This window comes from Dechloromonas denitrificans, from assembly GCF_020510685.1.
Lineage (GTDB): Bacteria > Pseudomonadota > Gammaproteobacteria > Burkholderiales > Rhodocyclaceae > Azonexus > Azonexus denitrificans_A.
Map to the genome: position 1 here is coordinate 3,139,192 of NZ_CP075185.1, position 23,712 is coordinate 3,162,903.

General features: G+C 62.6%; 22 protein-coding genes. 14 read left to right on the forward strand and 8 right to left on the reverse strand.

Annotation, left to right across the window (positions count from 1 at the left end):
• Window positions 1–4 precede the first annotated feature (4 nt).
• Together serC and gyrA are read right to left on the reverse strand one after the other, a co-directional pair.
• Entirely contained in the window at window positions 5–1,090 is a 1,086-nt protein-coding gene (gene serC / locus KI611_RS15120) for a 3-phosphoserine/phosphohydroxythreonine transaminase (protein WP_226416477.1), read from the reverse strand.
• Window positions 1,090–3,735: a DNA gyrase subunit A gene (gene gyrA / locus KI611_RS15125; RefSeq protein ID WP_226416478.1), complete on the reverse strand. Its 2,646-nt coding sequence runs from the start codon at window positions 3,733–3,735 to the stop codon at window positions 1,090–1,092. Before gyrA ends, serC begins: the two co-directional genes overlap by 1 nt.
• A gap of 96 nt (window positions 3,736–3,831) precedes the next feature.
• Here gyrA and KI611_RS15130 point away from each other — a divergent pair, with 96 nt between their 5' ends.
• The 4 genes from KI611_RS15130 (at window position 3,832) to KI611_RS15145 (ending at window position 7,320) form a co-directional block, all read left to right on the forward strand.
• Window positions 3,832–5,166, forward strand: a complete 1,335-nt coding sequence (locus KI611_RS15130; protein WP_226416479.1) for a TRZ/ATZ family hydrolase — start codon at window positions 3,832–3,834, stop codon at window positions 5,164–5,166.
• Window positions 5,167–5,222: 56 nt separating this feature from the next.
• Entirely contained in the window at window positions 5,223–5,888 is a 666-nt protein-coding gene (locus KI611_RS15135; protein WP_226416480.1) for an OmpA family protein, read from the forward strand.
• A 72-nt stretch (window positions 5,889–5,960) separates the two neighbouring features.
• Window positions 5,961–6,659: a bifunctional 2-polyprenyl-6-hydroxyphenol methylase/3-demethylubiquinol 3-O-methyltransferase UbiG gene (gene ubiG / locus KI611_RS15140; RefSeq protein ID WP_226416481.1), complete on the forward strand. Its 699-nt coding sequence runs from the start codon at window positions 5,961–5,963 to the stop codon at window positions 6,657–6,659.
• The gene (locus KI611_RS15145) at window positions 6,652–7,320 is read left to right on the forward strand and encodes an HAD family hydrolase (protein ID WP_226416482.1); all 669 of its coding nucleotides are present in this window, start codon (window positions 6,652–6,654) and stop codon (window positions 7,318–7,320) included. The genes ubiG and KI611_RS15145 overlap by 8 nt, the downstream gene beginning before the upstream one ends.
• On the opposite strand, the gene KI611_RS15150 is transcribed toward KI611_RS15145, so the two are convergent.
• Window positions 7,298–8,470: a methyltransferase gene (locus KI611_RS15150; RefSeq protein WP_226416483.1), complete on the reverse strand. Its 1,173-nt coding sequence runs from the start codon at window positions 8,468–8,470 to the stop codon at window positions 7,298–7,300. The two genes, KI611_RS15145 and KI611_RS15150, sit on opposite strands and share 23 nt — an antisense overlap.
• A complete protein-coding gene (locus tag KI611_RS15155; protein WP_226416484.1) occupies window positions 8,467–10,611 on the reverse strand; it encodes an ABC transporter substrate-binding protein in 2,145 nt (714 codons plus the stop codon). The genes KI611_RS15150 and KI611_RS15155 overlap by 4 nt, the downstream gene beginning before the upstream one ends.
• A gap of 86 nt (window positions 10,612–10,697) precedes the next feature.
• On the opposite strand from KI611_RS15155, the gene KI611_RS15160 reads away from it, so the two are divergent.
• The 3 genes from KI611_RS15160 to KI611_RS15170 all read left to right on the forward strand — a co-directional run bounded on the left by KI611_RS15160 (window position 10,698) and on the right by KI611_RS15170 (window position 13,951).
• Window positions 10,698–11,153, forward strand: coding sequence for a peroxiredoxin (locus KI611_RS15160; protein WP_319002299.1), 456 nt, complete (start codon window positions 10,698–10,700; stop codon window positions 11,151–11,153).
• A gap of 21 nt (window positions 11,154–11,174) precedes the next feature.
• Window positions 11,175–12,602: a PhoH family protein gene (locus KI611_RS15165; protein WP_226416486.1), complete on the forward strand. Its 1,428-nt coding sequence runs from the start codon at window positions 11,175–11,177 to the stop codon at window positions 12,600–12,602.
• An 83-nt stretch (window positions 12,603–12,685) separates the two neighbouring features.
• Entirely contained in the window at window positions 12,686–13,951 is a 1,266-nt protein-coding gene (locus tag KI611_RS15170; protein ID WP_226416487.1) for a transglutaminase-like domain-containing protein, read from the forward strand.
• A 16-nt stretch (window positions 13,952–13,967) separates the two neighbouring features.
• Here the strand turns inward: KI611_RS15170 and KI611_RS15175 are convergent, their stop codons facing one another.
• Together KI611_RS15175 and KI611_RS15180 are read right to left on the reverse strand one after the other, a co-directional pair.
• Window positions 13,968–14,513, reverse strand: a complete 546-nt coding sequence (locus KI611_RS15175; RefSeq protein WP_226416488.1) for a DUF1439 domain-containing protein — start codon at window positions 14,511–14,513, stop codon at window positions 13,968–13,970.
• A gap of 19 nt (window positions 14,514–14,532) precedes the next feature.
• A complete protein-coding gene (locus KI611_RS15180) occupies window positions 14,533–14,784 on the reverse strand; it encodes a hypothetical protein (RefSeq protein ID WP_226416489.1) in 252 nt (83 codons plus the stop codon).
• A 152-nt stretch (window positions 14,785–14,936) separates the two neighbouring features.
• Between KI611_RS15180 and urtB the strand changes: the two genes are divergently transcribed.
• The 5 genes from urtB (at window position 14,937) to KI611_RS15205 (ending at window position 20,879) form a co-directional block, all read left to right on the forward strand.
• The gene (urtB, locus tag KI611_RS15185) at window positions 14,937–16,517 is read left to right on the forward strand and encodes an urea ABC transporter permease subunit UrtB (protein ID WP_226416490.1); all 1,581 of its coding nucleotides are present in this window, start codon (window positions 14,937–14,939) and stop codon (window positions 16,515–16,517) included.
• Between the two features lie 8 nt (window positions 16,518–16,525).
• On the forward strand, window positions 16,526–17,641 hold the full coding sequence (gene urtC / locus KI611_RS15190; protein WP_226416491.1) for an urea ABC transporter permease subunit UrtC: 1,116 nt from the start codon (window positions 16,526–16,528) through the stop codon (window positions 17,639–17,641).
• A 53-nt stretch (window positions 17,642–17,694) separates the two neighbouring features.
• Complete coding sequence (gene urtD / locus KI611_RS15195; protein WP_226419926.1) at window positions 17,695–18,468, forward strand: urea ABC transporter ATP-binding protein UrtD; 774 nt, start codon at window positions 17,695–17,697, stop codon at window positions 18,466–18,468.
• Between the two features lie 567 nt (window positions 18,469–19,035).
• Window positions 19,036–19,728 (forward strand): urea ABC transporter ATP-binding subunit UrtE, encoded by a 693-nt coding sequence (urtE, locus tag KI611_RS15200; RefSeq protein ID WP_226416492.1) that lies wholly within the window; start codon window positions 19,036–19,038, stop codon window positions 19,726–19,728.
• A 164-nt stretch (window positions 19,729–19,892) separates the two neighbouring features.
• Window positions 19,893–20,879 carry a LysR substrate-binding domain-containing protein gene (locus KI611_RS15205; RefSeq protein WP_226416493.1) on the forward strand — a complete coding sequence of 329 codons (987 nt, stop codon included), beginning with the start codon at window positions 19,893–19,895 and terminating at the stop codon, window positions 20,877–20,879.
• A 13-nt stretch (window positions 20,880–20,892) separates the two neighbouring features.
• Here KI611_RS15205 and uraD read toward each other — a convergent pair whose 3' ends face one another.
• Window positions 20,893–21,414, reverse strand: coding sequence for a 2-oxo-4-hydroxy-4-carboxy-5-ureidoimidazoline decarboxylase (uraD, locus tag KI611_RS15210; protein WP_226416494.1), 522 nt, complete (start codon window positions 21,412–21,414; stop codon window positions 20,893–20,895).
• A 228-nt stretch (window positions 21,415–21,642) separates the two neighbouring features.
• Between uraD and uraH the strand changes: the two genes are divergently transcribed.
• On the forward strand, window positions 21,643–21,996 hold the full coding sequence (gene uraH / locus KI611_RS15215) for a hydroxyisourate hydrolase (RefSeq protein WP_226416495.1): 354 nt from the start codon (window positions 21,643–21,645) through the stop codon (window positions 21,994–21,996).
• Entirely contained in the window at window positions 21,966–23,183 is a 1,218-nt protein-coding gene (locus tag KI611_RS15220) for a urate hydroxylase PuuD (protein ID WP_226416496.1), read from the forward strand. The genes uraH and KI611_RS15220 overlap by 31 nt, the downstream gene beginning before the upstream one ends.
• Window position 23,184: 1 nt before the next feature.
• Here the strand turns inward: KI611_RS15220 and gpt are convergent, their stop codons facing one another.
• Window positions 23,185–23,703, reverse strand: coding sequence for a xanthine phosphoribosyltransferase (gpt, locus tag KI611_RS15225; RefSeq protein WP_226416497.1), 519 nt, complete (start codon window positions 23,701–23,703; stop codon window positions 23,185–23,187).
• Between the last annotated feature and the right edge of the window lie 9 nt (window positions 23,704–23,712).

Sequence of the window (23,712 nt, forward strand, 5' to 3'; positions counted from 1 at the left end):
CTACTTACCCGTTGCGTTTGGCGAAATCGTTCATGAAATCGACCAGGACCTGCACGCCTTCCAGCGAAACGGCGTTGTAGATCGAGGCCCGCATGCCGCCAACCGACTTGTGGCCCTTCAGCGAAACCAGCCCGGCCGCCTTCGATTCGGCGAGGAAGGCAGCATCGAGTTCGGCATCGGCCAGCGTGAAGGGCACATTCATCCGCGAGCGGCAGTCGGGATCGACCGGGTTATGGTAGAAACCGCCGGACTCGTCGATACAGCCATACAAGATGCGGGCTTTTTCGGCGTTCACCGCCGCAATGCCCGGCATGCCGCCCTGCCGCTTCAGCCACTGGAACACCAGGCCGGCAATATAGATCCCGTAGGTCGGCGGCGTATTCAGCATCGAGCCGTTTTCCGCCATCACTGCGTAGTCCATCACCGTCGGGATGGTCAACGGCGCCATGCCGAGCAGTTCTTCGCGCATGACGACCAGCGTCAGACCGGACGGGCCGATATTCTTCTGCGCACCAGCGTAGATCAGGCCGAATTTCTCGACATTGACCGGCCGCGACAGGATATGCGAGGACATGTCGGCAACCAGCGGCACGCCGGTATCGGCGATGCGCTCGGCGGGAATCTCGACGCCATGGATGGTTTCATTGGTGCAGACGTGCAGGTAGGCGGCGAAGGGATCGAGCTTGATCTCCTCGGCCGTCGGCAGACCGGTAAAACCGCTGCTCTCGGTCGTCGCCGCACAGCGCACCGTGCCGATGCGCTGCGCTTCCTTGAAGGCCTTCTTCGACCATGAACCGGTCACGATATAGTCGGCCGAACGTCCGGCCAGCAGGTTCATCGGGATCTGGGCGAACTGCTGCGTCGCGCCGCCCTGCAGGAAGAGCACCTTGTAATTGGCGGGAATACCCAGCAAGTCGCGCAGGTCGGCTTCGGCCTGCTCGAGGATACCGGTGAATTCCTTGCCGCGATGGCTCATTTCCATGACGCTGCAACCCGCGCCATGCCAATCGAGCAATTCGGCCTGCGCCTGCCGCAGCACTTCTTCCGGCAGCGCGGCAGGGCCGGCGCTGAAATTCCAGACCCGACTCATCATTCCTCCCCGGCGGCCTCGCCGGCCGCTTCGCCATTACCCTCGACGCTGTCGGAACCTGCCGCATCGCCGTTGGCTTCAATGTTTTCCGCTTCACCGTCAACTTCGCCGACGGACTCGACAACCTTTTCCAGACCTGCCAGCTTTTCGCCGGCATCGAGCGAAATCAGCGTGACGCCCTGGGTCGCCCGGCCCATGCCGCGAATCTCGGCAACCCGGGTGCGAATCAGCACGCCACCGGTAGTGATCAGCATGATCTCGTCTTCGTCGTTAACCAGCTTGGCGCCAACCACGATGCCGTTACGCTCGCTGTCGGCAATGGCGCGCACACCCTGGGTGCCGCGTCCGGAATGGCGAAAATCGGCCAGCACGGTGCGCTTGCCGTAACCGTTCTCGGTCGCGACCAGCACGGTCTGTTGATCGCTTTCGGCGACCAGCAGCGAAATCACCGACTGCCCGGCCTGCAGTTTCATACCACGTACCCCACGGGCGCCACGGCCCATCGGGCGGACATCTTCCTCGTCGAACCAGACAGCCTTGCCGGCATTCGAAACGAGCACGATATCGCTGCTGCCGGAGGTCAGTTCGACGCCGATCAGGTAATCGCCTTCGTCCAGCGCCACGGCGATGATGCCGGCCTTGCGCGGGTTGGAGTAATCGGACAGCGGCGTCTTCTTGACCGTACCCATCACAGTGGCCATGAAGACGTATTGGTCGTCGGAGAATTCCTTGACCGGCAGTACGGCATTGATCCGCTCACCCTCTTCCAGCGGGAAGAGATTGACGATCGGCTTGCCGCGGCTGTTGCGACTGCCCTGCGGCGCTTCATAGACCTTGAGCCAGTAGCAGCGGCCACGGTTCGAGAAACACAGGATGTAATCGTGGGTATTGGCAACGAACAGGTGATCGACGAAATCCTCGTCCTTGATCGCCGCCGCCTGCTTGCCGCGACCGCCCCGGCGCTGGGCGCGGTAATCGGCCAGCGGCTGGGCCTTGACGTAGCCACCATGGGACAGCGTCACCACCATGTCCTGCGGCGTAATGAAGTCCTCGATACCCAGTTCCTGCGTATGCAACACAATCTCGGAGCGGCGCTCGTCGCCGAACTGCTCACGAACTGCCGTCAGTTCGGTAACGATGATTTCGGTGATGCGGGCCGGCTTGGCCAGGATGTCGAGCAGATCGAGGATCTTGGCCATCACATCCTTGTACTCGCTGACGATCTTGTCCTGCTCCAGCCCGGTCAGGCGCTGCAGGCGCAGCTCGAGAATGGCCTGGGCCTGGGCATCGGAGAGGCGGTAGCCTTGTTCCGAGAGACCGAACTCCGGGGCCAGACCGTCCGGACGCGAGGCATCCGACGAGGCACGCACCAGCATCTCCTCGACCACGGCACTGCGCCACTGACGGCCCATCAGGCCAACCTTGGCATCGGCCGGGGTCGGCGCCGCCTTGATCAGGGCGATGATTTCATCGACATTGGACAACGCGACGGCCAGACCTTCGAGGATGTGACCCCGTTCGCGCGCCTTGCGCAACTCGAACACGGTACGCCGCGTCACCACTTCGCGGCGATGCGACAGGAAGCATTCGAGCATCTGCTTCAGGTTGAGCAGACGGGGCTGGCCGTCGACCAGCGCCACCATGTTCATGCCGAAGGTGTCCTGCAACTGCGTCTGCTTGTACAGGTTATTGAGGATGACCTCGCCGACTTCGCCGCGCTTCAGTTCGATGACGACGCGCATGCCCGATTTGTCGGACTCATCGCGGATATCGGAGATACCCTCGATTTTCTTCTCATTGACCAGCTCGGCGATCTTTTCGATCAGCGACTTCTTGTTAACTTGGTAGGGGATCTCGTCGACGATCAGCGCCTGACGGCCATTGCCCTTTTCCATGTCCTCAAAGTGCGTACGCGCCCGCATGATGACGCGGCCGCGGCCGGTCCGGTAGCCTTCGCGGACGCCCATGACGCCGTAAATCAGCGCTGCCGTCGGGAAGTCCGGCGCCGGGATGTACTCGATCAAATCATCGATGCTGATCGCCGGATTTTCGAGCAGGGCCAGACAACCGGCGACCACCTCGTTCAGGTTGTGCGGCGGAATATTGGTCGCCATGCCAACCGCGATACCGGAGGAACCGTTGATCAGCAGATTGGGGATACGCGCCGGCATGACCAGCGGCTCGTGCTCGGAACCGTCGTAGTTCGGCCCGAAATCGACCGTTTCCTTGTCCAGGTCTTCGAGCAACTGGTGGCCGATCTTGGCCATGCGCACTTCGGTGTAACGCATCGCCGCTGCGCTGTCGCCATCGACCGAACCGAAGTTACCCTGACCATCGACCAGCATGTAGCGCAGCGAGAAATCCTGCGCCATCCGGACGATCGTTTCATAGACCGCGGAGTCGCCGTGCGGGTGGTACTTACCGATCACATCGCCGACGATACGGGCCGATTTCTTGTAAGCCTTGTTCCAGTCGTTATTCAGCTCGTGCATTGCGAACAATACGCGGCGATGCACCGGCTTCAGGCCGTCGCGCGCGTCGGGCAGGGCCCGGCCGACGATCACGCTCATCGCGTAATCAAGATAGGAACGCCGCATCTCGTCTTCGAGGCTGATCGGCAGTGTTTCTTTGGCGAATTGATCCATGTCTCACATTCGCACCGCTTGCGCGATGCCTGATTGGTTGAATTGAGCGTAATTTGCTATTTTAACACGCCACCATCACCGGATAGACGCCGTTTCATGACATCAAAACCCGAAGATATCGACCTTCTGATCGAAGCCCGCTGGATCGCTGCAGTCGACCCCGACGTGGTGCTGAAAAACCACGCCGTGGCCGTCCGCGACGGGAGAATTCTCGATGTCTTGCCAAGCAATCAGGCGCGTACGCGCTACCAGACAAAAGAGCGCGTCACACTGGATGAACACATCCTGATTCCCGGCCTGGTCAATCTGCACACCCACGCCGCGATGACCCTGATGCGCGGACTGGCCGACGACCTGCCGCTGATGGAATGGCTGCAGAAACATATTTGGCCGGCCGAAGCCGAGCACCTGTCGGCACAATTTGTTCACGACGGCACCTGGCTCGCCTGCGCAGAAATGCTCAGGGGCGGCATCACCTGTTTCAACGACATGTACTTCTATCCCGAGGCCGCGGCAGCAGCCGCCTCGCAACTCGGCATGCGCGCCATGCTCGGCATCACCACGCTGGAGTTCCCGACCCCCTACGCCAGCGACGCCGACGATTACATCAACAAAGGCCTGGCTGTTCGCGAAACCTGGCGCGACAACCCGCTGATCGGCTTCTGCCTGGCCCCCCATGCGCCCTACACCGTTTCCGATGCGACATTCGAACGGGTGCTGACCCTCTCCGAACAACTGAACCTGCCGATTCATTGCCACATTCACGAAACCCGCCACGAACTTGAGGAGAGCCAACAACTGCACCGGCAAACCCCGATCGAACGCCTGCATCGCCTGGGCTTGCTTGGCCCGGGCTTCATCGGCGTGCACGGTGTACACCTGACGGAAAGCGAACTCGAACTGATCGCCGCCACCGGCGGCCACATCGCCCACTGCCCGACCTCCAATCTGAAATTGGCGAGCGGCTTTGCGCCTGTGGTGCGAATGCGACAACTTGGCATCAACGTCGGCCTCGGCACCGATGGCGCAGCCAGCAACAACCGCCTCGATCTCTTCGGTGAAATGCGTCTGGCATCACTGCTCGCCAAGGGAACCAGCGGCGATGCATCGGCACTGCCGGCCCGCGAAGTCTTGCGCATGGCGACCCTGAATGGCGCCATTGCGCTCGGCCTGGGCCATGAGATTGGCTCGATCACCCCGGGCAAGGCAGCCGACCTGTGCGCAGTGAGCCTGGGCGCCCTGGAAACCAAGCCCTGCTTCGACCCGGTGTCCCACCTGGTGCATGTTGCCGGCCGAGAATCCGTCAGTCACGTCTGGGTTGCCGGAAAGTGTTGCGTAGACCACAAATGTTTAGCGAACAGCAAGCAAAATGACTTGGATTCGGCAATTGCCCTATGGCAAAATAGGCTGGAATTCCGCTTGGAGCCGTAGTTTCAAACTCTGGCGCGGGTTAAAAGTTTCCAAATTTTCTTCAACGAGGGAAAACAATGATCAAGAATATCGCCAAGAAATCACTGGTTCTGGCACTGCTGGCCGGTATCGGCTTCGGTGCCGCTGTTGCACAAGCACAAGAGCGCGTTTATGTCATCGACCAGCGCGATGTCGTCGCCAAGAGCGGCTTCGGCCTGTGCTGGCGTACCGGCTACTGGACCCCGGCTGCCGCTGCCAAGGACGCCGCCGGTTGCGAATGCGACAAGGACCTGCTGCCGAAGGAAGCCTGCGAACCGAAGACCAGCGCTGCAACCGGCGCCGCTCCGGCGAAGACCGGCATCGTTGGCGAAAAGGTAACCGTCGCCGCTGACGCCCTGTTCGACTTCAACAAGGCTGTGCTGCGTCCGGAAGGCAAGGCCAAGCTCGACGAACTGGTCTCCAAGGCCAAGGCGATCAAGCTCGAAGTGATCCTGGCCGTCGGCCATACCGACCGTATCGGTGGCGACGCCTACAACCAGAAGCTGTCCGAGAAGCGCGCTGCCGCGGTCAAGGAATACCTGGTTGCCAAGGGTATCGAAGCCAACCGTGTTTACACCGAAGGCAAGGGCGAAAAGCAACCGGTCACCGGCAACAAGTGCAAGGGCGAGAAGAAGTCCAAGGCGCTGATCGATTGCCTGCAACCGGATCGTCGCGTTGATATCGAAGTCATCGGCACCAAGTAATTCGCCGACGCTTCAACGAAAAGCCCTGCTTCGGCAGGGCTTTTTCTTTTCCTTTCCGAATTGATACAGACCATGCTCAACGCCGACCCTGCCGAACTGGAAAAATTTGGTGATCTCGCCCATCGCTGGTGGGATCCAAGCAGCGAATTCAAACCGCTGCATGACATCAACCCGCTACGCCTCGACTGGATCGATCGCCATGTCGGACTGGCCGGCAAGCGCGTGCTCGACGTTGGCTGCGGTGGCGGCCTGCTGTCGGAAGGGATGGCGGTGCGCGGCGCCGACGTAACCGGCATCGATCTGTCGGAAAAACCGCTCGGCGTTGCCAAACTGCACTTGCTGGAAAGCGGCCAGAAGGTCGATTACCGCAAGATTGCAGCCGAACAGCTGGCCGATGAAATGCCAGGGACTTTTGACGCCGTGACCTGCCTGGAAATGCTCGAACACGTGCCGAATCCGTCGAGCATCGTCAGCGCCTGCGCCCGGCTGGTCAAACCCGGCGGCCAGGTGTTCTTCTCGACGCTGAATCGCAACCCGAAATCCTACCTGTTCGCCGTGGTCGGCGCCGAATACGTACTGAAGATGCTGCCCAAGGGCACGCACGACTACGCCAAGTTCATCAAGCCGTCCGAACTCGCCCGCTGGGCGAAAATGGCCGGCCTGGAACCGGAAGAAGTGATCGGCATGAGCTACAACCTGCTCAGTCAGCGCTACACGCTTGGCCAGGACAGCAGTGTCAATTACCTGATGCGCACAACCCGAAATGTATGAAGCCGTTCTTTTCGACCTTGACGGAACGCTAGCCGACACCGCGCCGGATCTCGGCGGCACGGTCAACGTCCTGCTACGCGAAGAAGGCCGGCCGCAACAGCCGCTGGAAACGCTCCGGCCGTGGGTCTCGCAAGGGGTGCGCGGGCTGCTCCAGGCCGGCTTTGGCATCGACAGCGCAGATCCGGACTACGAACGGCTGACGCAGCGTTTTCTCGATGTTTATGCCATGCGGCTGTGCGCCGAAACCCGCCTGTTCGATGGCGTTCCGGAATTGCTCGATGCGCTGGAAAGCATGGGGCTTGGCTGGGGCATCGTGACCAACAAGCGGATGCGCTTTACCGATCCGCTGGTCGAGTTGCTGGATCTGGCCCAGCGCACGCCATGCGTCGTCAGCGGCGATACGACAGCGGCAGCCAAGCCTTCGCCGTTGCCGGTGTTGCATGCCTGCACGCTGCTGCGCTGCGCCCCCGAGCGGACGCTGTATGTCGGCGACGACCGGCGCGATATCGAGGCCGGCCGTGCCGCCGGCTGCCTGACCGTCGCCGTATCCTACGGCTACCTCGGCGACAGCGGCCCGCTGGACACCTGGGGAGCCGATCTGATCATCGACCACCCGGCCGAACTGACGGCCTTTCTCGCTAGCCGAGTCGGGCCGAAATAAGCAGATTGCGGGGCGTCAGCCGGCGCTCGCAAAAACTGCCGATATCCACCGCATAGCCGCGCTCTTCGAGGAATACGCCAAGATCGAGGCCCAGCCAGATTTCCAGGGCACGGCGAAAGGCATGGCGGACAATCGACAGCCGCATCACTTCCCGCTGCCGCTGCCAGCCCGCCGCCTCGAACGCCGCGACTTTCCCTGCGGCAAGTGCCGGCAAGCCTTCGCGGCAATTCATCCGGGCCAGGAAATCGGCAAAGCGGCCACGCACCCACGATTCGGGAACCGGTTTGAAACTCTTGTAGGTATCGCCGCTCACCGTCCGCCGGTAGCTATCGAAACCAAGCTTCCAGGCGATCGCCCGGTCACGCTGGCGCGTTTCGCGGGGCGCCGCGGTGACCGACTCAGTGACGGCCAGGCGGGTATCGTCGCGCTGCAGGACAAGCCGGAGCCCACTCGAAAGCGGTTGATAGCGTTCCGCCACACCCCGGTAGTAGCAGCAGGGCGCGATATCGAAACGTGCTACCTGCGCCTTGGCCCCCTGCGTGATCAGCCGCCGGTGCAAATCGCCGCAGGCATGCAGCGCAACGGCGTGCTGGCCGGCTACTGGCACGTTTGCGGTGATCAGGGCGTCGGCCACGACAAATTCGTGCGCAAACCCTCCCCGCCGGGCCAGCGCGTCACCATCACTACACAGCACCGGGTCGATCTCCAGCGTCTGTACCGGCATCTGCCACTGCTGCGCCAGCAAGCGCCCGAGATGCCCCTTGCCACCACACCAGTCGAGTACCGGCCGGCCACAACAGCGGGCGGCGGCGGCAAAAGCTTCGATCTGCTGCAGCTTGCGTCCGGGAATTTCGCGAGCCCAATGCGGGCCGTAGTCGGTCAGAGCGGCGCCCGGCCGCGCCGGCACGTCGACCAGCGCAGCCAGGGCCGCCACCTCGGGCAGATGGCGGGCGAGCAGGGTCAGCGCCGCCGCGCCATCATCGTTCAGGTGCACGACGGCTTCGTCGGACAGGGCGAGCAGTTCGGCAGTCAAAGCCGGCCACTGCCGGCACCACGCCGGACGGATTTCGCGAAAGGGCTGGGGGTGCCAGAGCGCATGAAAATTCAGCAACAAGGCATCAAGTTGGCGCTGCCGGTCGAGCAGCCTCACTTGACGGCGGACCGCCGCTCGCGCCGGCGGTAACCGACGACGGCCGGAATGAAGGCAAGGGCCAGAATGACAATACCTACGGCAAGCGGCCAGAGCACCGGACGGTTCCAGGCGCGGCGGGCGGCAGTGCGTTCAGCGGCATCGATCCGTTGATACTTCAGGATGTTGTTGCCGACATCGTTCGGCTTGCGGTTCTTCAACCAGCGATGACCGAGGGTATAGCTCTTCGGGTGAAAGCCGAAGACCCAGGGTGCGTCGTGGTGCAGGATGCGATTCATCTGGCGGATGATGGCCAGCCGTTCCGGCGTGTTCTCCATGTTCTTCATCCGGACAAACAGCCGATCGAATTCCGGATTGGCGTAATTGGAGGAATTCTCACCGCCCTTGCCGACCCGCGACTCCTCGCCGTGCAACAGGAAGAAGAAGTTTTCCGGGTCCGGATAGTCGGCATTCCAGCCGAGGTAATAGAGCTGGACATTGCCCTTGCGGATCTTGTCCTGAAAGCGGTTGAAGTCGGTCGAGCGAACGACGAGCTGGATGTCGATCTTGGCAAATTGCCGGGTCAGCCAGTCGAGGCGGGATTTTTCGCCCGTGCCGCCACCGGTGGTGTCGAGATTGACGACCAGCGGTTCGCCGGTTTTGGCCTCGCGGCCGTTCGGGTAGCCCGCCTCGCTCATCAGCTTTTTCGCCACCTCGACCGATTTCCGCTTGGCCTTGCCATCGACCCAGTCATAGACCGCGCTGTCGATGCCGGCTTCGCCATCGTCGTAGCCGAAGATGCCCGGCGGCAGCGGGCTCTGCGCGGCGATGCCGCGCCCGTTGGAGAAAATCGAGATGAACTCCTCCTGATCGATGGCGATCGATATGGCCTGGCGGAGCTTGGCCGACCGCTCGTTCAGCCCGCCGAGTACCGGGTCGAGCAGGTTGAAGCCCATGTAGAAGATCGAGGTCTTGACCGAAGTCAGCAGGCGGATGCCCTTGTCGCGCATTTCGTCGGAGAGCGCCACGTCGCCGCCAACATTGACCCGCACGGCCTGGTCGAAGCTGTCCGAGGAAATACCGGAAGCGTCGAAATAGCCTTGCAGGAACTTGTTCCAGTAGGGAATCGTTTCCTTTTCCCGGGTAAAGACCGCCTGTTCGATGAACGGCAAGGGTTTGCCGCAATCGGCCAGCAGGCCGGCCTCGGCATCACCCGCCTCGCCTTCACAGGGATAGCTCTGACCATGGAAGTTGGGGTTGCGCGACAGCACCATGCGGCGGTTGGGGTCGTTCTCGGAGAGCATGAACGGCCCGGTACCAACCGGCCACCAGTCGAGCGTCAGGTTCTTGGCGGCCATGCCCGGCTGGGCAAAAAAGCGGTCGACCTCGCGCGGCACCGGGGCAAAGAAAGGCATGGCCAGCCAGTAGAGGAACTGCGGATACTTGCCCTTGATGCGGATGCGCCAGGTGTGGGCATCGACTTTTTCAATGCCGGAAAGCGGATAGGCATCGAGGTCCAGCCAGGCATTCGCCGGCAAAACCTTGGCCGCCTGCTGCAAGGCGCCACCCAGTTCCTTCAGCCCGACGATCTTGTCGGCCATCATGCCGAAAATTGGCGAATGCAGACGCGGATGGGCCAGGCGCTTGATCTGGTAGATGTAATCGTCGGCGGTCAGTTCGCGACTGCCGGTAGCCGGAAAATCGGCGATCACCTGCCGCCCGTCGGCCACCCTTTCGCCGAGATAGCGCGGCTGCCCTGACGCATCGAGCGCGAAGGCCGGATGCGGCTGGTAACGAATGCCCGGCTTCAGTTTCAGCTCATAAACACTCTCGGCAATCTGCTCCACCGGCGCCTGGGCTGAAAGCTCCCGCCCTTTGCTGTCGTAGAAGCGGGGCACGGGAACCTGTTCCAGCGTCGCGGGAATCAGCTCGTAGGGGCGCTTCAGATAGTGGTATTGCAGCGGCGGTTCGTAGATCTGCGCGGTAAAGGTGATTTCGTCTTCGGAATAGGACTGGGCCGGATCGAGATGCTTTGGACGATCGGTAAATGCGGTGTACAGGATGTTGCGTTCACTCTCCGCCGCCGGATAGGGATCGTTCCACGACTGGCCACAGCCGGCCAGGGCACTGATGCAGACGAGACAGGCGCAAATTTTTCGCATGGCCTGCAGTTTAGCAAAACACCGGTTGACCGCCGCGCAGCGATTTGCTGACAATGGCTTCAACCAAACGACCAAGAGGCAGTGACATGCTCGACAGCAAAATCCCCGACTTCTCCCTGCCGGCCACCAGTGGCCAAACCTTCAATCTTGCGGCGCAAGCCGGCAAGGTCGTCGTGATTTATTTTTACCCGAAGGACAGTACGCCGGGCTGCACCACCGAAGGCCAGCAATTCCGCGACCTGCACGACCAGTTTGCCGCTCTCGACGCGGTGATCCTCGGCGTTTCCCGCGACAGCGTGAAATCGCACGAGAACTTCAAGACCAAGCAGAGCTTCCCGTTCGAGCTCGGCTCCGATGCCGACGAAGCGGTGTGCACGCTGTTCGACGTCATGAAAATGAAAAACATGTATGGCAAACAGGTGCGCGGTGTCGAACGCAGCACCTTCGTCATCGACCGCAGCGGCGTCTTGCGCCGCGCCTGGCGGGGCGTCAAGGTGCCCGGCCATGCCCAGGAAGTTCTCGATTTCGTAAAAACCCTCTAAACCCAACCCAAGGCCCATTCCATGCCGCGCAAGCCCGCCGCCGCCAAGAAGCCCGCAGTTACCAAACTTTTCGTCCTCGACACCAACGTGCTGATGCACGACCCGAGCAGTCTTTTCCGCTTCGAGGAACACGACGTCTTCCTGCCGATCATGACGCTGGAAGAACTCGACAACAACAAGAAGGGCATGTCGGAAATTGCCCGCAACGCGCGCCAGACCTCGCGCATGCTCGACGAGTTGCTGGCCGAGAACGGCGACGACATCGATGAGGGCATCGATCTCTACGGCCCCTCCAGCAAGCTGGCGAGCGGCCGTCTCTACCTGCAGACCGAGGCGATCAGCAGCGAACTGCCGCAAGGCCTGCCGACCTCGAAGGTGGATAACCAGATCCTGTCGGTGGTCATCCACCTCCAGAAGAAATTCCCGAAGCGCCCGGTCATCCTGGTGTCGAAAGACATCAACATGCGCATCAAGTCGCGCGCCCTCAACCTGCTGGCCGAGGACTACTTCAACGACAAGGTGCTGGAGGATACCGACATCCTCTACACCGGCACCCGCGCCCTGCCCGAAAACTTCTGGACCAAGCACGGCAAGGGCATGGAGTCGTGGAAGAAGGAGTCGAAGACCTATTACCGCGTCACCGGCCCGCTCTGCCAGCAGATGCTGGTCAACGAGTGCGTCTGGCTGGAGAGCGAAAACTTTACCGCCATCGTCAAGGAAACCGCTGGCAAGAGCGCGGTGCTGGAAACGCTGGTCGATTACACGCATCCGAAAAATGCCGTCTGGGGTATCACGGCGCGCAATCGCGAACAGAATTTCGCGATGAACCTGCTGATGAATCCGGATATCGATTTCGTCACCCTGCTCGGCCAGGCCGGTACCGGCAAAACGCTGCTGACGCTGGCCGCCGGGCTGACCCAGGTACTCGAGAGCAAGCAGTTCGCCGAAATCATCATGACCCGCGCCACCGTCCCGGTCGGCGAGGATATCGGCTTCCTGCCCGGCACCGAGGAAGAAAAGATGGCGCCGTGGATGGGCGCCCTCGAAGACAACCTCGACGTCCTGACCCATACCGACGAAGCGAGCAGCGGCGCCTATGGCGGCGACTGGGGCAAGGCGGCGACGCACGACATCATTCGCTCGCGGATCAAGGTCAAGTCGATGAATTTCATGCGCGGCCGGACTTTCCTGAAGAAGTACCTGATCATCGATGAGGCCCAGAACCTGACGCCAAAGCAGATGAAGACGCTGGTCACCCGGGCCGGCCCGGGCACCAAGGTGATCTGCCTCGGGAACATCGCGCAGATCGATACGCCCTACCTGACCGAGGGCAGTTCCGGCCTGACCTATGTCGTCGATCGCTTCAAGGGCTGGGCTCATTCTGGTCACATCACGTTACAACGTGGCGAGCGTTCCCGCTTGGCCGACCACGCAGCCGAAGTGCTATAATCCGCCGCAATTAAGCAAAGGGGCCGTGTCTGTGACACGGCCTTTTCGTTTCAGCCACGGGTTGTTTCTGCCGGAGGAAATTCTTGAAACGTCGCGACTTTCTAACATCTGTTGCCGCCCTCTCATTGTTCGCCTCGGAAGCTTCGGCCGCCAAGGCGCGCCCCAAGCCAGCCCCGGCCAAAAAAGCGGCGACTGCCGCAAAAGGCAAAAAGCCGGCAGCCGGTACCGCCAGGAATATCTACCGTAAGCAGCCGGTATCGAGCCCGCCGCCCGGTCCGGTCGTGCATACCGCCGACGATTCGGTCGTTGAGAAGCCGCCGGTCGGCACTTCGGCCTCTCGTCTGCCGCCGGTCAAGGCGCCCGAACCGCCGAGCGAATGGCGGACCTACGAGATCACCACGACGGTCAATCTCAAAGCCAGCGGCGGCATCAGCAGGCTGTGGCTGCCGCTGCCCTTGAATCAGGACACGCTGTTCCAGCGCACGCTGGGTCATTCGTGGGAAGGCAATCCGGGCAACTCCAGCATGCGGCGCTTGCCGGATGGCGACCTCGAGGTCTTCCAGTGCGAATGGCGCGATGGCGTCGACGGCAAGCTGCAGTTCAAGACCGTGGTGACGACGGCCGACCGCCATTTCGATGTCACCAAGCGGACGGTTGCCCCCGAGCGCAACGACATCCTGCGCCGCAATCTTCAGGCCTCGCAACTGATTCCCAACGACGGCCTGGCCTTCCAGCTCGGCGAGCGACTGATCGGCCGAATCAAGGACCCGGTGGCGCAAGCGAAAATGATCTACGAGTGGGTGGTGGACAACACCACCTATGATCCGTCGCTGCCCGGCGGCGGCACCGGCGACATTCGCCGGCAATTCATCAATGGCCAGTATGGCGGCCGTTCGGCCGACATCAACGGTTTGTTCGTCAGTCTCTGTCGGGCCATCGGCATTCCGGCCCGTTGCGTCTATGGCCTGCGTGTCGCCCAGTCCCGCCTGTTCCGCAGCCTCGGCCTGGCCGGCGACAATGCGACGCGCGGCCAGCATGTCCGGGCCGAATTCTACGTGCCCGGTTACGGCTGGATCCCGGTCGACCCGAGCGACGTCCGGCGGGCCATCGCCATCGAAGGATTATCGGATCGCGACAGCAAGTTGCTGTCCTTGAAGAAAATCCTCTTTGGCGTCTGGGAGATGAACTGGATCGCCTTCAATGTCGGCACCGACGTCACCTTGCCCGGCCAGAACGCACCGATTCCCTTCCTGCTGCTGCCGCAACTCGAATCGCCGAAAGGCCGTTTCGATGGCAGCGACCCGGCCGCCATCCAGTACGCCATCAGCGCCAAACAGGTCGAAATCTAAGGCAACGCGCCGGCGATCAAATCGGTGACAGCAAAGCGACGATCCGTCCCGGCTCGATGCGCACCGATTTGAGCAGCCAGCGCGCCGCCTGCTCCTCGGACGACCCGTCCTCGCGCAAGACATAGACCGGCTTGGCCCGCAAGTAGCTGGCAATCAGCTGGCTCACCGCTTGCCGGGCCAGCGGTTCGTTCTCCCGGGACAGGGCCGGCGACTGCACCGCCTCGACCACCGGGCTGGTCAGGAAGAAGGCCTTGCTCCGGTCGTCGTAGCGCAGACCGGCCCGGGCGACGACGTCGACCGGTACCGGGCGGTTGCCGAGCCAGACGATATCCATGCGCGCCGTGATCCCGGCCCGGCCATCCGGGCTGTCCAGTGAAATCTTCGGCGGATCTTTCAAGGACACGGTGATCACGCCGCCATAGCTTTGCTGCAGCGGGCCACTCCTGAGCAGCGCCGCCTGGATCTCCGCTTCGGAGATGACGACTTCGCGCCCAAACAGCCCGGCTCCCCAGGCTGAAAAGCAGGTCAACAAGACCAGGACAAAACCGGCGAATCGCGTCAAGTTGGGCACCTTTGTGTGATCAGTGCTGGCGAGCCAGCCAGGCCTCGAGGGCGCTGCGCTCGATGAAGGTTTCCAGCCGGTTGAGATTGCCCGGCAGCTGTTTGCCTTCCCACTGCTCCGTCGCCCAGCGCTTGATGTCGGCGTGCAACTCGCCGTGTTCGATGGCTTCGGCCAGCATCACCTCGGCGGCATGCGCCGAGCGCGTCGCCGACACCAGCTGCTGGGCGGCTTCCTGAAGATTCGGTTTCGAGTTGGGCGCTTGGTCGCTCATAGCTGGCTCCATCGGGATTGCAGGCATTCAATTCTACGCCCTGCCACGGCGAGCCGCCGCGCATCGCACCCTACGCAATTCATCGTATTCCCCGCCGCCGGCCCGAACCCTAAGCTGACGCTGCACTGCACAAATTGCGGACGGACCCTTTGATGACCAAACTTTTGACTATTTTGCTGCTCTACGCCTGCACCCTGCCGGCCCATGCCGTGCTCGATGCGGGCCAGATCCGCCAGCTGGCGGCTGACGACTCGACCGAGAAGGTGGCGGCCATCCGGCTGCTGACCCAGACTGCTGACCCGGATGCCGTCCGGGTGCTCAAGGCGATGGCCGCGGACAGCCTGTTCCTGGCCGGCGACCAGGCGGTGATCATCGATGGCGACCAGGCCTTCGATGCAGCCAGCGGCGTAGCGGTCAAGATGCCTGGTGCGCCGGAAAGCATTACCGTCAACAACCGGATTCGCGGCGAACTAGCCGGTGCGCTGGCCGCGCTCAAGCTGTTCGATGCCGAGCGCGAAGTACGCCTGGCCTCGGCCCGCGAACTGCAGAGCAAGGTCAGCCCGGAGATGGCGCCGCTGCTGGCCAAGGCGCTGGAAAAGGAAAGCGACCCCGAGATCACCGCGCTGCTCACCCTGGCCCATGCCCAGGCCAGCCTCGGCCATGCCGACCCGGCGGTCCGCCTGGCTGCCGTCAAGGCACTGGCCGAAACCACCTCGCCGGCCATCAAGAGCGTGCTGCTGCCGCTCACCGACAAGGCCAGCGAGGCCGACGACAAGGTGCGCTATGAGGCGATCGCCGCGATCAAGGCGATCGACGGCCGCCTCGCCCTGGCCGAGAACCTCGGCCGGGTCTTCTCCGGCCTGTCGCTCGGCAGCATCCTGCTGCTCGGGGCGCTCGGCCTGGCCATCACCTACGGCGTGATGGGCATCATCAACATGGCGCACGGCGAACTGCTGATGGTCGGCGCCTATTCGGCCTACGCCATGCAGAGCGTCTTCCGCGCCTGGCTGCCGGATTACATCGACTGGTACCTGCCGGCCGCCATCCCGGTCGCCTTCTTCGCCGCGGCACTGGTCGGCGTGGTGATGGAACGCACGGTGATCCGCTGGCTGTACGGCCGCACGCTGGAAACCCTGCTCGCCACCTGGGGCCTGTCGCTGGTGCTGATCCAGTCGGCGCGCATGCTGTTCGGCGCACAGAACGTCGAAGTCGCCAACCCGAGCTGGATGTCCGGCGGCATCGAACTGATGCCCAACCTGATCCTGCCCTGGAACCGCATCATCATCGTCGGCTTCGCGCTGTTCGTGCTGCTGCTGGTCTGGCTGCTGATGAACAAGACGCGACTCGGCATGTTCGTCCGCGCCGTCACCCAGAACCGGGCGATGGCCGGCTGCGTCGGCGTCCCGACCGCACGCATCGATACCATGGCCTTCGCGCTCGGCGCCGGCATCGCCGGGCTGGGCGGGGTAGCGCTTTCGCAAATCTCCAATGTCGGACCGGATATGGGCCAGGGCTACATCGTCGATTCCTTCATGGTCGTCGTCGTCGGCGGCGTCGGCCAGCTCGCCGGTGCGGTCTGGGCAGCGCTCGGCCTGGGCATCTTCAGCAAGCTGCTGGAGGGCTGGGCCGGCGCGGTCATCGCCAAGATCAGCATCCTCGTCGCCATCATCATCTTCATCCAGAAGCGTCCGCAGGGCATCTTCGCCCTCAAGGGCCGCTTCGTCGATAACTGAGAACAGCCATGCGCCAACCTCTCACTCTCCGCATCCTGTCCGCGCTGGACACCAGGAGCTGGCTCGCCATCGGCGTCTTCCTCGCCCTGGCGCTGGTTCTCGTGCCGGTACTGCATCTGGCGGTGGCGGAAGACAGCGCCTTCCATCTGTCGACCTATTTCATCACGCTGATCGGCAAGATCATGTGCTACGCGCTGGTGGCCGTGGCGATGGACCTGATCTGGGGCTACGGCGGCATCCTGTCGCTCGGCCACGGCCTGTTCTTCGCGCTCGGCGGCTACGCCTTCGGCATGTACCTGATGCGCCAGATCGGCCGCGACGGCTCCTACGGCGCCGACCTCCCGGACTTCATGGTGTTCCTCGACTGGAAGGAAATCCCGTGGTTCTGGAGCGGTAGCGACAGCTTCGGCTGGGTCGCGCTGCTCGTCGTCATCGTCCCGGCACTGGTCGCCTTCGTCTTCGGCTACTTCGCCTTCCGCTCGCGGATCAAGGGCGTCTATTTCTCGATCATCACCCAGGCCCTTACCTACGCCGCGATGCTGCTCTTCTTCCGCAACGAAACCGGCTTCGGCGGCAATAACGGCTTCACCGACTTCAAGCGCGTCCTCGGCTACAGCATCACCTCGCCGGAAACCCGGCTGGTGCTGTTCGGCCTGACCGCCGTGCTGCTCGCCGTGACGCTGGTTTTCGCCGCCTGGCTGGTCAAGTCGAAGTTCGGCCGCGTGCTGACCGCCATCCGCGATGCCGAATCCCGCGTCATGTTCATCGGCTACAACCCGCTCTGGTACAAGCTGACCATCTGGGTGATCTCGGCCGTCATCTGCGGCATCGCCGGCGCGCTCTACGTGCCGCAGGTCGGCATCATCAACCCCTCGGAAATGAGCCCGGCCAACTCGATCGAGATCGCCATCTGGGTTGCCGTCGGTGGGCGCGGCACGCTGATCGGCCCGATCATCGGCGCCTTCGTCGTCAATCTCGCCAAGAGCTGGTTCACCGTCAGCTTTCCGGAATACTGGCTGTTCTTCCTCGGCCTGCTCTTCATCGTCGTCACGCTGATGCTGCCGCAAGGCCTGGTCGGCCTGTGGAAGAAACTGATGACCCAGAAACAAGGAGGCGCCGCATGATCCTCGAAAACACCCTCGACGACCGCCCGGAAGGCAGCGACGGCACTGAGCAGATGGGCCATTTCGTCACCGGCGAACTCGACCTGTCGCACGGCGTCGCCCTCTACCTTGAAGACATCACCGTCAGCTTCGACGGCTTCAAGGCGCTCAACAACCTGACGCTGAACATCGGCGCCGGCGAACTGCGCTGCATCATCGGCCCGAACGGCGCTGGCAAGACGACGATGATGGACGTCATCACCGGCAAGACCCGACCAGATTCAGGCAAAGCCTATTTCGGCCAGTCGATCGACCTGACCCGGCTGACCGAACCGGAAATCGCCCACATCGGCATCGGCCGCAAGTTCCAGAAACCGACCATCTTCGAGCAGCACACGGTGTTCGAGAACCTCGAACTGGCCATGAAGACCGACAAGCGGGTGTGGAAAAGCCTGCTCGCCTGGCTCTCCGGCGACGACCGCGACCGCATCGCCGAAACCCTGCGCCTGATCCGCCTCGATGGCGAAGCCGACCGGCAGGCCGGCCTGCTCTCGCACGGCCAGAAGCAGTGGCTGGAAATCGGCATGTTGCTGATGCAGGAACCGAAGCTGTTGTTATTGGATGAACCGGTCGCCGGCATGACCGACGACGAGACGATGCGCACGGCTGAGCTGTTTGTTTCGCTAGCCGGCAAGCATTCGCTGGTGGTGGTTGAACACGACATGGCGTTTGTCGAAAAGCTTGGCGGACTGGTGACGGTGTTGCATGAGGGGTCGGTGTTGGCGGAAGGGGATCTGGCGACGGTGCAGAATGATCAGCGGGTTATTGAGGTTTATCTTGGGCGCTGAGATTTTGGACTTTCCCGATATCGAGCTTGGGGTTCCGCCTTGCGGGCGGGCTTACTTTCTTTTGCTTCGCCAAAAGAAAGTAGCCAAAGAAAAGGCGACCCCGGGTTACGCGGCCGGCGTTGCCGGCTTCCCTGCGCTACTCGCTGTCGGCGGGGGCTGCGGAACTCGGGGCTACGCCCCTCAGACAGTCCTCGCCCTTTTTCCGCCGCCAGCTCCGTTGCTCGGCGCTCCACATGGGGACCCGAAGGGCAAAACCGAGCCAGGCTTCAAATATCGTTCCTACCAAAGCATTTGTAACCGGCACTCAGCTTCAAACCTGCCGGGTTTTCCGGGCCCCTTGCGAGGTGCCGAGCAACGCAGAAATGCCGGGGGCTTTCGGCTGGCGTTGTCTGAGCCGCAGGCGAGTTTAGCCAGCCGCCCGGCGTTTCGAGTAGCGCAGGGAACCCGGCAACGCCGGGCACCGACCCAGGGGTGGCCTTTTCTTTGGCTACTTTCTTTTGGCCACACAAAAGAAAGTACGCCCGCCCACAAGGCGGAATCCCAAGCCAATCAACACGGGAAATCAAAATGCTAACAATCGAAAACCTCAACCAATCCTACGGCGGCAGCCACATCCTCCGCGGCCTCAGCTTCGAGGTAAAAACCGGCGAAGTCACCACCCTGCTCGGCCGCAACGGCGTCGGCAAGACCACCCTGCTCAAATCCCTGATGGGCCTGGTCAAAACCCAATCCGGCAGTATCACCTTCGACGGCCAGGACATCACCCACGCCGCCCCCCACCACCGCGTCAAGGCCGGCATCGGTTACGTGCCGCAGGGCCGCGAAATTTTCCCCCGCCTGACGGTGGAAGAAAACTTGCTGATGGGCCTCGCCACCAAGCCCGGCAGCACGAAGATCCCGCAACGCATCTTCGAGATGTTCCCGGTCTTGAAGCAGATGATGCATCGCCGCGGCGGCGACCTGTCCGGCGGCCAGCAGCAACAGCTGGCGATCGGCCGGGCGCTGGCCATGGGGCCGAAGCTGTTGATCCTCGACGAGCCGACCGAAGGCATCCAGCCGTCGATCATCAAGGACATCGAGCGCGCCATCCGGATGCTCGCCGAAACCGGCGAAATGGCGATCCTGCTGGTCGAGCAGTATTACGACTTCGCCGAATCGCTGGCCGACCAGTACCTGTTGATGGAGCGCGGCGAGTTCATCATGCGCGGCCGCGGCGAAACGATGCCGCAGGACGGGGTGCGCGAGGCGCTGGCAGTTTGAGACAGGGTTCGATTTGGTGCCGATGTCGCCGCGTCGCCCATGATTGGTGCGACGACCCCCGGCGCAAGCCTTGTGGCTGGCGGCTTTTGGCGCCTGGCAGCGTTCGTTTTCCGGGCACTGTTTTTGCTGATAGTTACTGCTAACAGCATAACGAAGGGTAAGAAATGGCTGCGACATGTTCCTGGGAATCGATCGACGTTCATCTGCTGCAGGTATTGCATGCGTTGCTGACCGAGTGCAGCGTATCGAATGCGGCACGCCGCCTGAACCAGTCCCAGCCGGCCGTCAGCACGGCGCTGCGCCGCTTGCGGGATATCACCGGCGACCAGTTGCTGGTCCGTAGCCGCAACGGCATGACACCGACCGAGCGCGGCCTGAGCTTGCTCGAACCGGTCAAGATCGCACTGGCGCAGATCGAGGCGATCGGTTCGCAGCAGGTGCGTTTCGATCCGCAAAAGTCGCGGCGGGTGTTCAACATCGCGACGCCGGATTATCTGAATTCGATCCTGATCGGCACCGTTGTCGCCCGCATGCGCAAGTTCGCGCCGCATTCGCAGGTCGTGCTGCATTCCTTCGGTCCCGATTACGACTACGCCAAGGCGCTGGAATCGGGCGAGCTGGATATCGTCATCGGCAATTGGCCGCAACCGCCCGAACATCTGCGCCTGGCGCCGCTGTTCGACGACGACGTGGTCTGCCTGATGCGCAAGAGCCACCCGCTGGCCGGCCGCAAGTTGAGCCAGGACGATTACCTGAATGCCGAACATCTGGTCCCGACGCCCTACGCGGTCGGCCAGCGCGGCGTCATCGACATGCAGCTGGCGCGCGACCGGCTGAAACGCAATGTGGTCGCCAGCGTGCCCTACTTCAATCTGGTGCCCTATGTGCTGTTGCAGAACGACATCATCTTCTCGGCGCCGCGCATTTTTGCCGAGTATTGCTGTTCGGTGGGCGAGCTGTGCATTGCCGAGTCGCCGCTGGAATTTCCGAAAATGCGCTTCTACCTGCTCTGGCACGAACGCTCGCACCATTCGGAAGAATGCCGCTGGTTCCGCGAGCAGATCGTCGACGTCATCCGCGAACGGGTCGGCAAAGTTCAGTTGACCGAGACGGCGCCGAAACCGGCGATCGGCCAGCGCGCGCGGGCCTGAGACGAGGGCCGGCTCAGTCGCCGGCGATCAGCTCGTCGAGCCGGAAGCTGGCGATGCGGATGATCTGGCCCAGCGCTTCGGCAAACTCCTCGTCGGCCGGACGCTCTAGGCGGCGGCTCATCTCGGCGATGATCAAGGGGCGGCTCAGCCCCTTGACCGCGATGATAAACGGCCAGCCGAATTTTTCCCGGTAGGCGTCGTTCAGCCGGCGAATGGCGGTGAATTCCTCGGGCGTGCAGGCAGCGAGTCCGGCCCCGGCCTGTTCGCGGGCCGAATCGGCCGTCAGCTCGCCGCGAATGGCGGCCTTGCCGGCCAGTTCCGGGTGGGCATTGATCAAGGCCAGTTGCCGTTCTCGGCCGGCCTCGTTCAGGGTTTCGGCAAGCCGGGCATAGAAGGCCGGCTTGTCGGCAAAGGGGCGCTTTTCCCAGGCCCGTTCGATGACCCACGGCGAATGCTCGAAGACGGCGCCCAACCGGCGGACGAACTCCGGGCGTTCAAGGCGGGAAAGCTCGGCAAGAGAAGTGGCGTCGGTCATCGGATCAAGGCTGGGTTGTCTGGCTTCGAAGCTTACGGAGTCCAGGCCCCCGGCAACAAGCCACGCCGCAAGATAATGATCTTCTGTGCTTTCGTATATCCGGAACAATCAAGTACTTGCCGCAGACCGGACAGCAACATCCGAAATAACCGATAGCCTTTATAAAACCCCACGCCGGACAAGCTTCCTATAATCGCCCCACCAACCCTCAGTCACCGGAGAAAGCCCATGGGGCGCCTGACGACCCACGTACTCGACACCGCCCACGGCCAGCCGGCGGGCGGCATGCAATTCACCCTGAACCGGGTCGACGGCGACCGGCGCACTCCGCTGCTGGTCGGGCAGACCGACAGCGATGGTCGTTGCGCGCAGCCGCTGCTGGCCGACGAAGCGATGCGGCCCGGCGTCTATGAACTGGTTTTCGCGACAGCCGACTATTTCCGTCGCCTGGGTGTCGATCTGCCGGAACCGCCCTTCCTCGACCAGGTCAGCCTGCGCTTCGGCATTGCCGATGCGAGCGGTCACTATCACGTACCGCTACTGATCTCGCCGTGGGCCTACTCGACCTACCGGGGCAGTTGATGGACAGCGCCTACCTGATCGAAATCGGCTCGCTGCTGCTGCGCTGGTTGCACCTGATCGTTGGCATCGCCTGGATCGGCTCGTCGTTCTACTTCATCTGGCTCGACAACACGCTGAAGGCGCCGAGCGACCCCGACCTAATCGCCAAGGGCGTCGGCGGCGAACTGTGGGCGGTGCATGGCGGCGGCTTCTACAACCCGCAGAAATACCTGGTCGCCCCGAAGAACCTGCCGGACGACCTGCACTGGTTCAAGTGGGAGTCCTACTCGACCTGGATCACCGGTTTTTTCCTGCTCGGCGTGCTCTACTACTCGCAGGCCGCGACCTACATGGTCGATCCGGCCAAGGCGGCACTGACGCCGGGCCAGGCGATCGGCATCGGGCTGGCCACGCTGGCCGGCGGCTGGCTGGTCTACGACGGCCTGTGCCGGCTACTGATGAAGCGCAGCCTGCTGCTCTTCGCAGCGCTCTATTTCATCTTCGTGGTCGCCGTCGCTTATGTGCTGACCCATCTGCTCTCCGGCCGTGCCGCCTTCCTGCATGTCGGCGCGATGATCGCAACGACGATGAGCGGCAACGTCTTCTTCTGGATCATTCCCGGCCAGAAGAAGACCGTGGCGGCGATGCAACGCGGTGAAACGCCCGACCCGATCCATGGCTTGCGCGCCAAGCAACGCAGCGTGCATAACAACTACCTGACGCTGCCGGTCCTGTTCTGCATGATCTCCAATCACTACGCCTTCACCTACAGCCACCCGCAGGCCTGGGCGGTGCTGGCGGCAATCATGCTGGCCGCCGTGCTGATCCGCCATTTCTTCAACCTCAAGCACAAGGGCATCCTGGCCTGGCAATACCCGCTGGCTGGCGGGGCAATCCTGCTCGGCGTCTTCATCTGGCTGGCCCCGGCCCGGCCGGCCCTCGCCAATGCCGCCACGGCGCCGACGCTAGCCGAAATTCAGCCGCTGATCACGGCGCGCTGCACCGGCTGCCACGGCGCCGCGCCGACCCTGATGCCGGCCGCGCCGGCCGGCGTTCTACTCGATACCCCGGACGCCATCCGGGCCAACGGCCCGCGCATCCTGACCCAGGCCGTGCAACTGAAGGCCATGCCGCTCGGCAACATCACCGCGATGACCGATGCCGAGCGCGCCAAGCTGGCCGCCTGGGCGGCCGGCGGTTACCGCTAGATCAGGCGGCGGGGGCGAAATGTTTCTTGATCGGCGGCACGAACTGGTAGTCGATGTCCCAGGGAAAGTAGATCCACTTGTCCTGGTTGAATTCCTTGACGCACACATCGACCACCGCGCGACCCAAGGGTTTGGCGTAGAGCGTCGCAAAGTAGGCCTTGGGCAGCAACCGACGGATGACGCGGGCGGTGTTGCCGGTATCGACCAGATCGTCGATCAGCAGATAGCCTTCGCCATCGTGGGCGATGCCCTTGAGGATTTTGACTTCCTTGCGCGTCGTCTGGGCGGCGTCGTCGGCCGCCGCTTCATAGCTCGAGGCACATATCGTATCGACCAGCTGGATGTCCAGTTCGCGGGCAATCAGCGCCGCCGGAATCAGGCCGCCCCGGGCGATGGCGATGATGCCCTTGAACGGGCCTTTTTCCAGCAGCTGATGACAGAGCAGGCGCGTGTCGCGGTGCAGTTCCGGCCAGGAGATCACGATGTCGTCGCGATACGGGCTGGTGGGTGAGTTTTCCATGCCTTATCC

What these genes read in the sequence shown, in the direction of transcription:
- urtE (WP_226416492.1), top strand. Translation starts at nt 19,036, where the DNA reads ATGCTAACAATCGAAAACCTCAACCAATCCTACGGCGGCAGCCACATC.
- KI611_RS15155 (WP_226416484.1), bottom strand. Translation starts at nt 10,611, where the DNA reads ATGCGAAAAATTTGCGCCTGTCTCGTCTGCATCAGTGCCCTGGCCGGC.
- KI611_RS15160 (WP_319002299.1), top strand. Translation starts at nt 10,698, where the DNA reads ATGCTCGACAGCAAAATCCCCGACTTCTCCCTGCCGGCCACCAGTGGC.
- KI611_RS15180 (WP_226416489.1), bottom strand. Translation starts at nt 14,784, where the DNA reads ATGAGCGACCAAGCGCCCAACTCGAAACCGAATCTTCAGGAAGCCGCC.
- urtB (WP_226416490.1), top strand. Translation starts at nt 14,937, where the DNA reads ATGACCAAACTTTTGACTATTTTGCTGCTCTACGCCTGCACCCTGCCG.
- uraD (WP_226416494.1), bottom strand. Translation starts at nt 21,414, where the DNA reads ATGACCGACGCCACTTCTCTTGCCGAGCTTTCCCGCCTTGAACGCCCG.
- KI611_RS15165 (WP_226416486.1), top strand. Translation starts at nt 11,175, where the DNA reads ATGCCGCGCAAGCCCGCCGCCGCCAAGAAGCCCGCAGTTACCAAACTT.
- KI611_RS15130 (WP_226416479.1), top strand. Translation starts at nt 3,832, where the DNA reads ATGACATCAAAACCCGAAGATATCGACCTTCTGATCGAAGCCCGCTGG.
- KI611_RS15205 (WP_226416493.1), top strand. Translation starts at nt 19,893, where the DNA reads ATGGCTGCGACATGTTCCTGGGAATCGATCGACGTTCATCTGCTGCAG.
- gpt (WP_226416497.1), bottom strand. Translation starts at nt 23,703, where the DNA reads ATGGAAAACTCACCCACCAGCCCGTATCGCGACGACATCGTGATCTCC.
- urtC (WP_226416491.1), top strand. Translation starts at nt 16,526, where the DNA reads ATGCGCCAACCTCTCACTCTCCGCATCCTGTCCGCGCTGGACACCAGG.
- gyrA (WP_226416478.1), bottom strand. Translation starts at nt 3,735, where the DNA reads ATGGATCAATTCGCCAAAGAAACACTGCCGATCAGCCTCGAAGACGAG.
- ubiG (WP_226416481.1), top strand. Translation starts at nt 5,961, where the DNA reads ATGCTCAACGCCGACCCTGCCGAACTGGAAAAATTTGGTGATCTCGCC.
- uraH (WP_226416495.1), top strand. Translation starts at nt 21,643, where the DNA reads ATGGGGCGCCTGACGACCCACGTACTCGACACCGCCCACGGCCAGCCG.
- urtD (WP_226419926.1), top strand. Translation starts at nt 17,695, where the DNA reads ATGGGCCATTTCGTCACCGGCGAACTCGACCTGTCGCACGGCGTCGCC.
- serC (WP_226416477.1), bottom strand. Translation starts at nt 1,090, where the DNA reads ATGAGTCGGGTCTGGAATTTCAGCGCCGGCCCTGCCGCGCTGCCGGAA.
- KI611_RS15145 (WP_226416482.1), top strand. Translation starts at nt 6,652, where the DNA reads ATGTATGAAGCCGTTCTTTTCGACCTTGACGGAACGCTAGCCGACACC.
- KI611_RS15135 (WP_226416480.1), top strand. Translation starts at nt 5,223, where the DNA reads ATGATCAAGAATATCGCCAAGAAATCACTGGTTCTGGCACTGCTGGCC.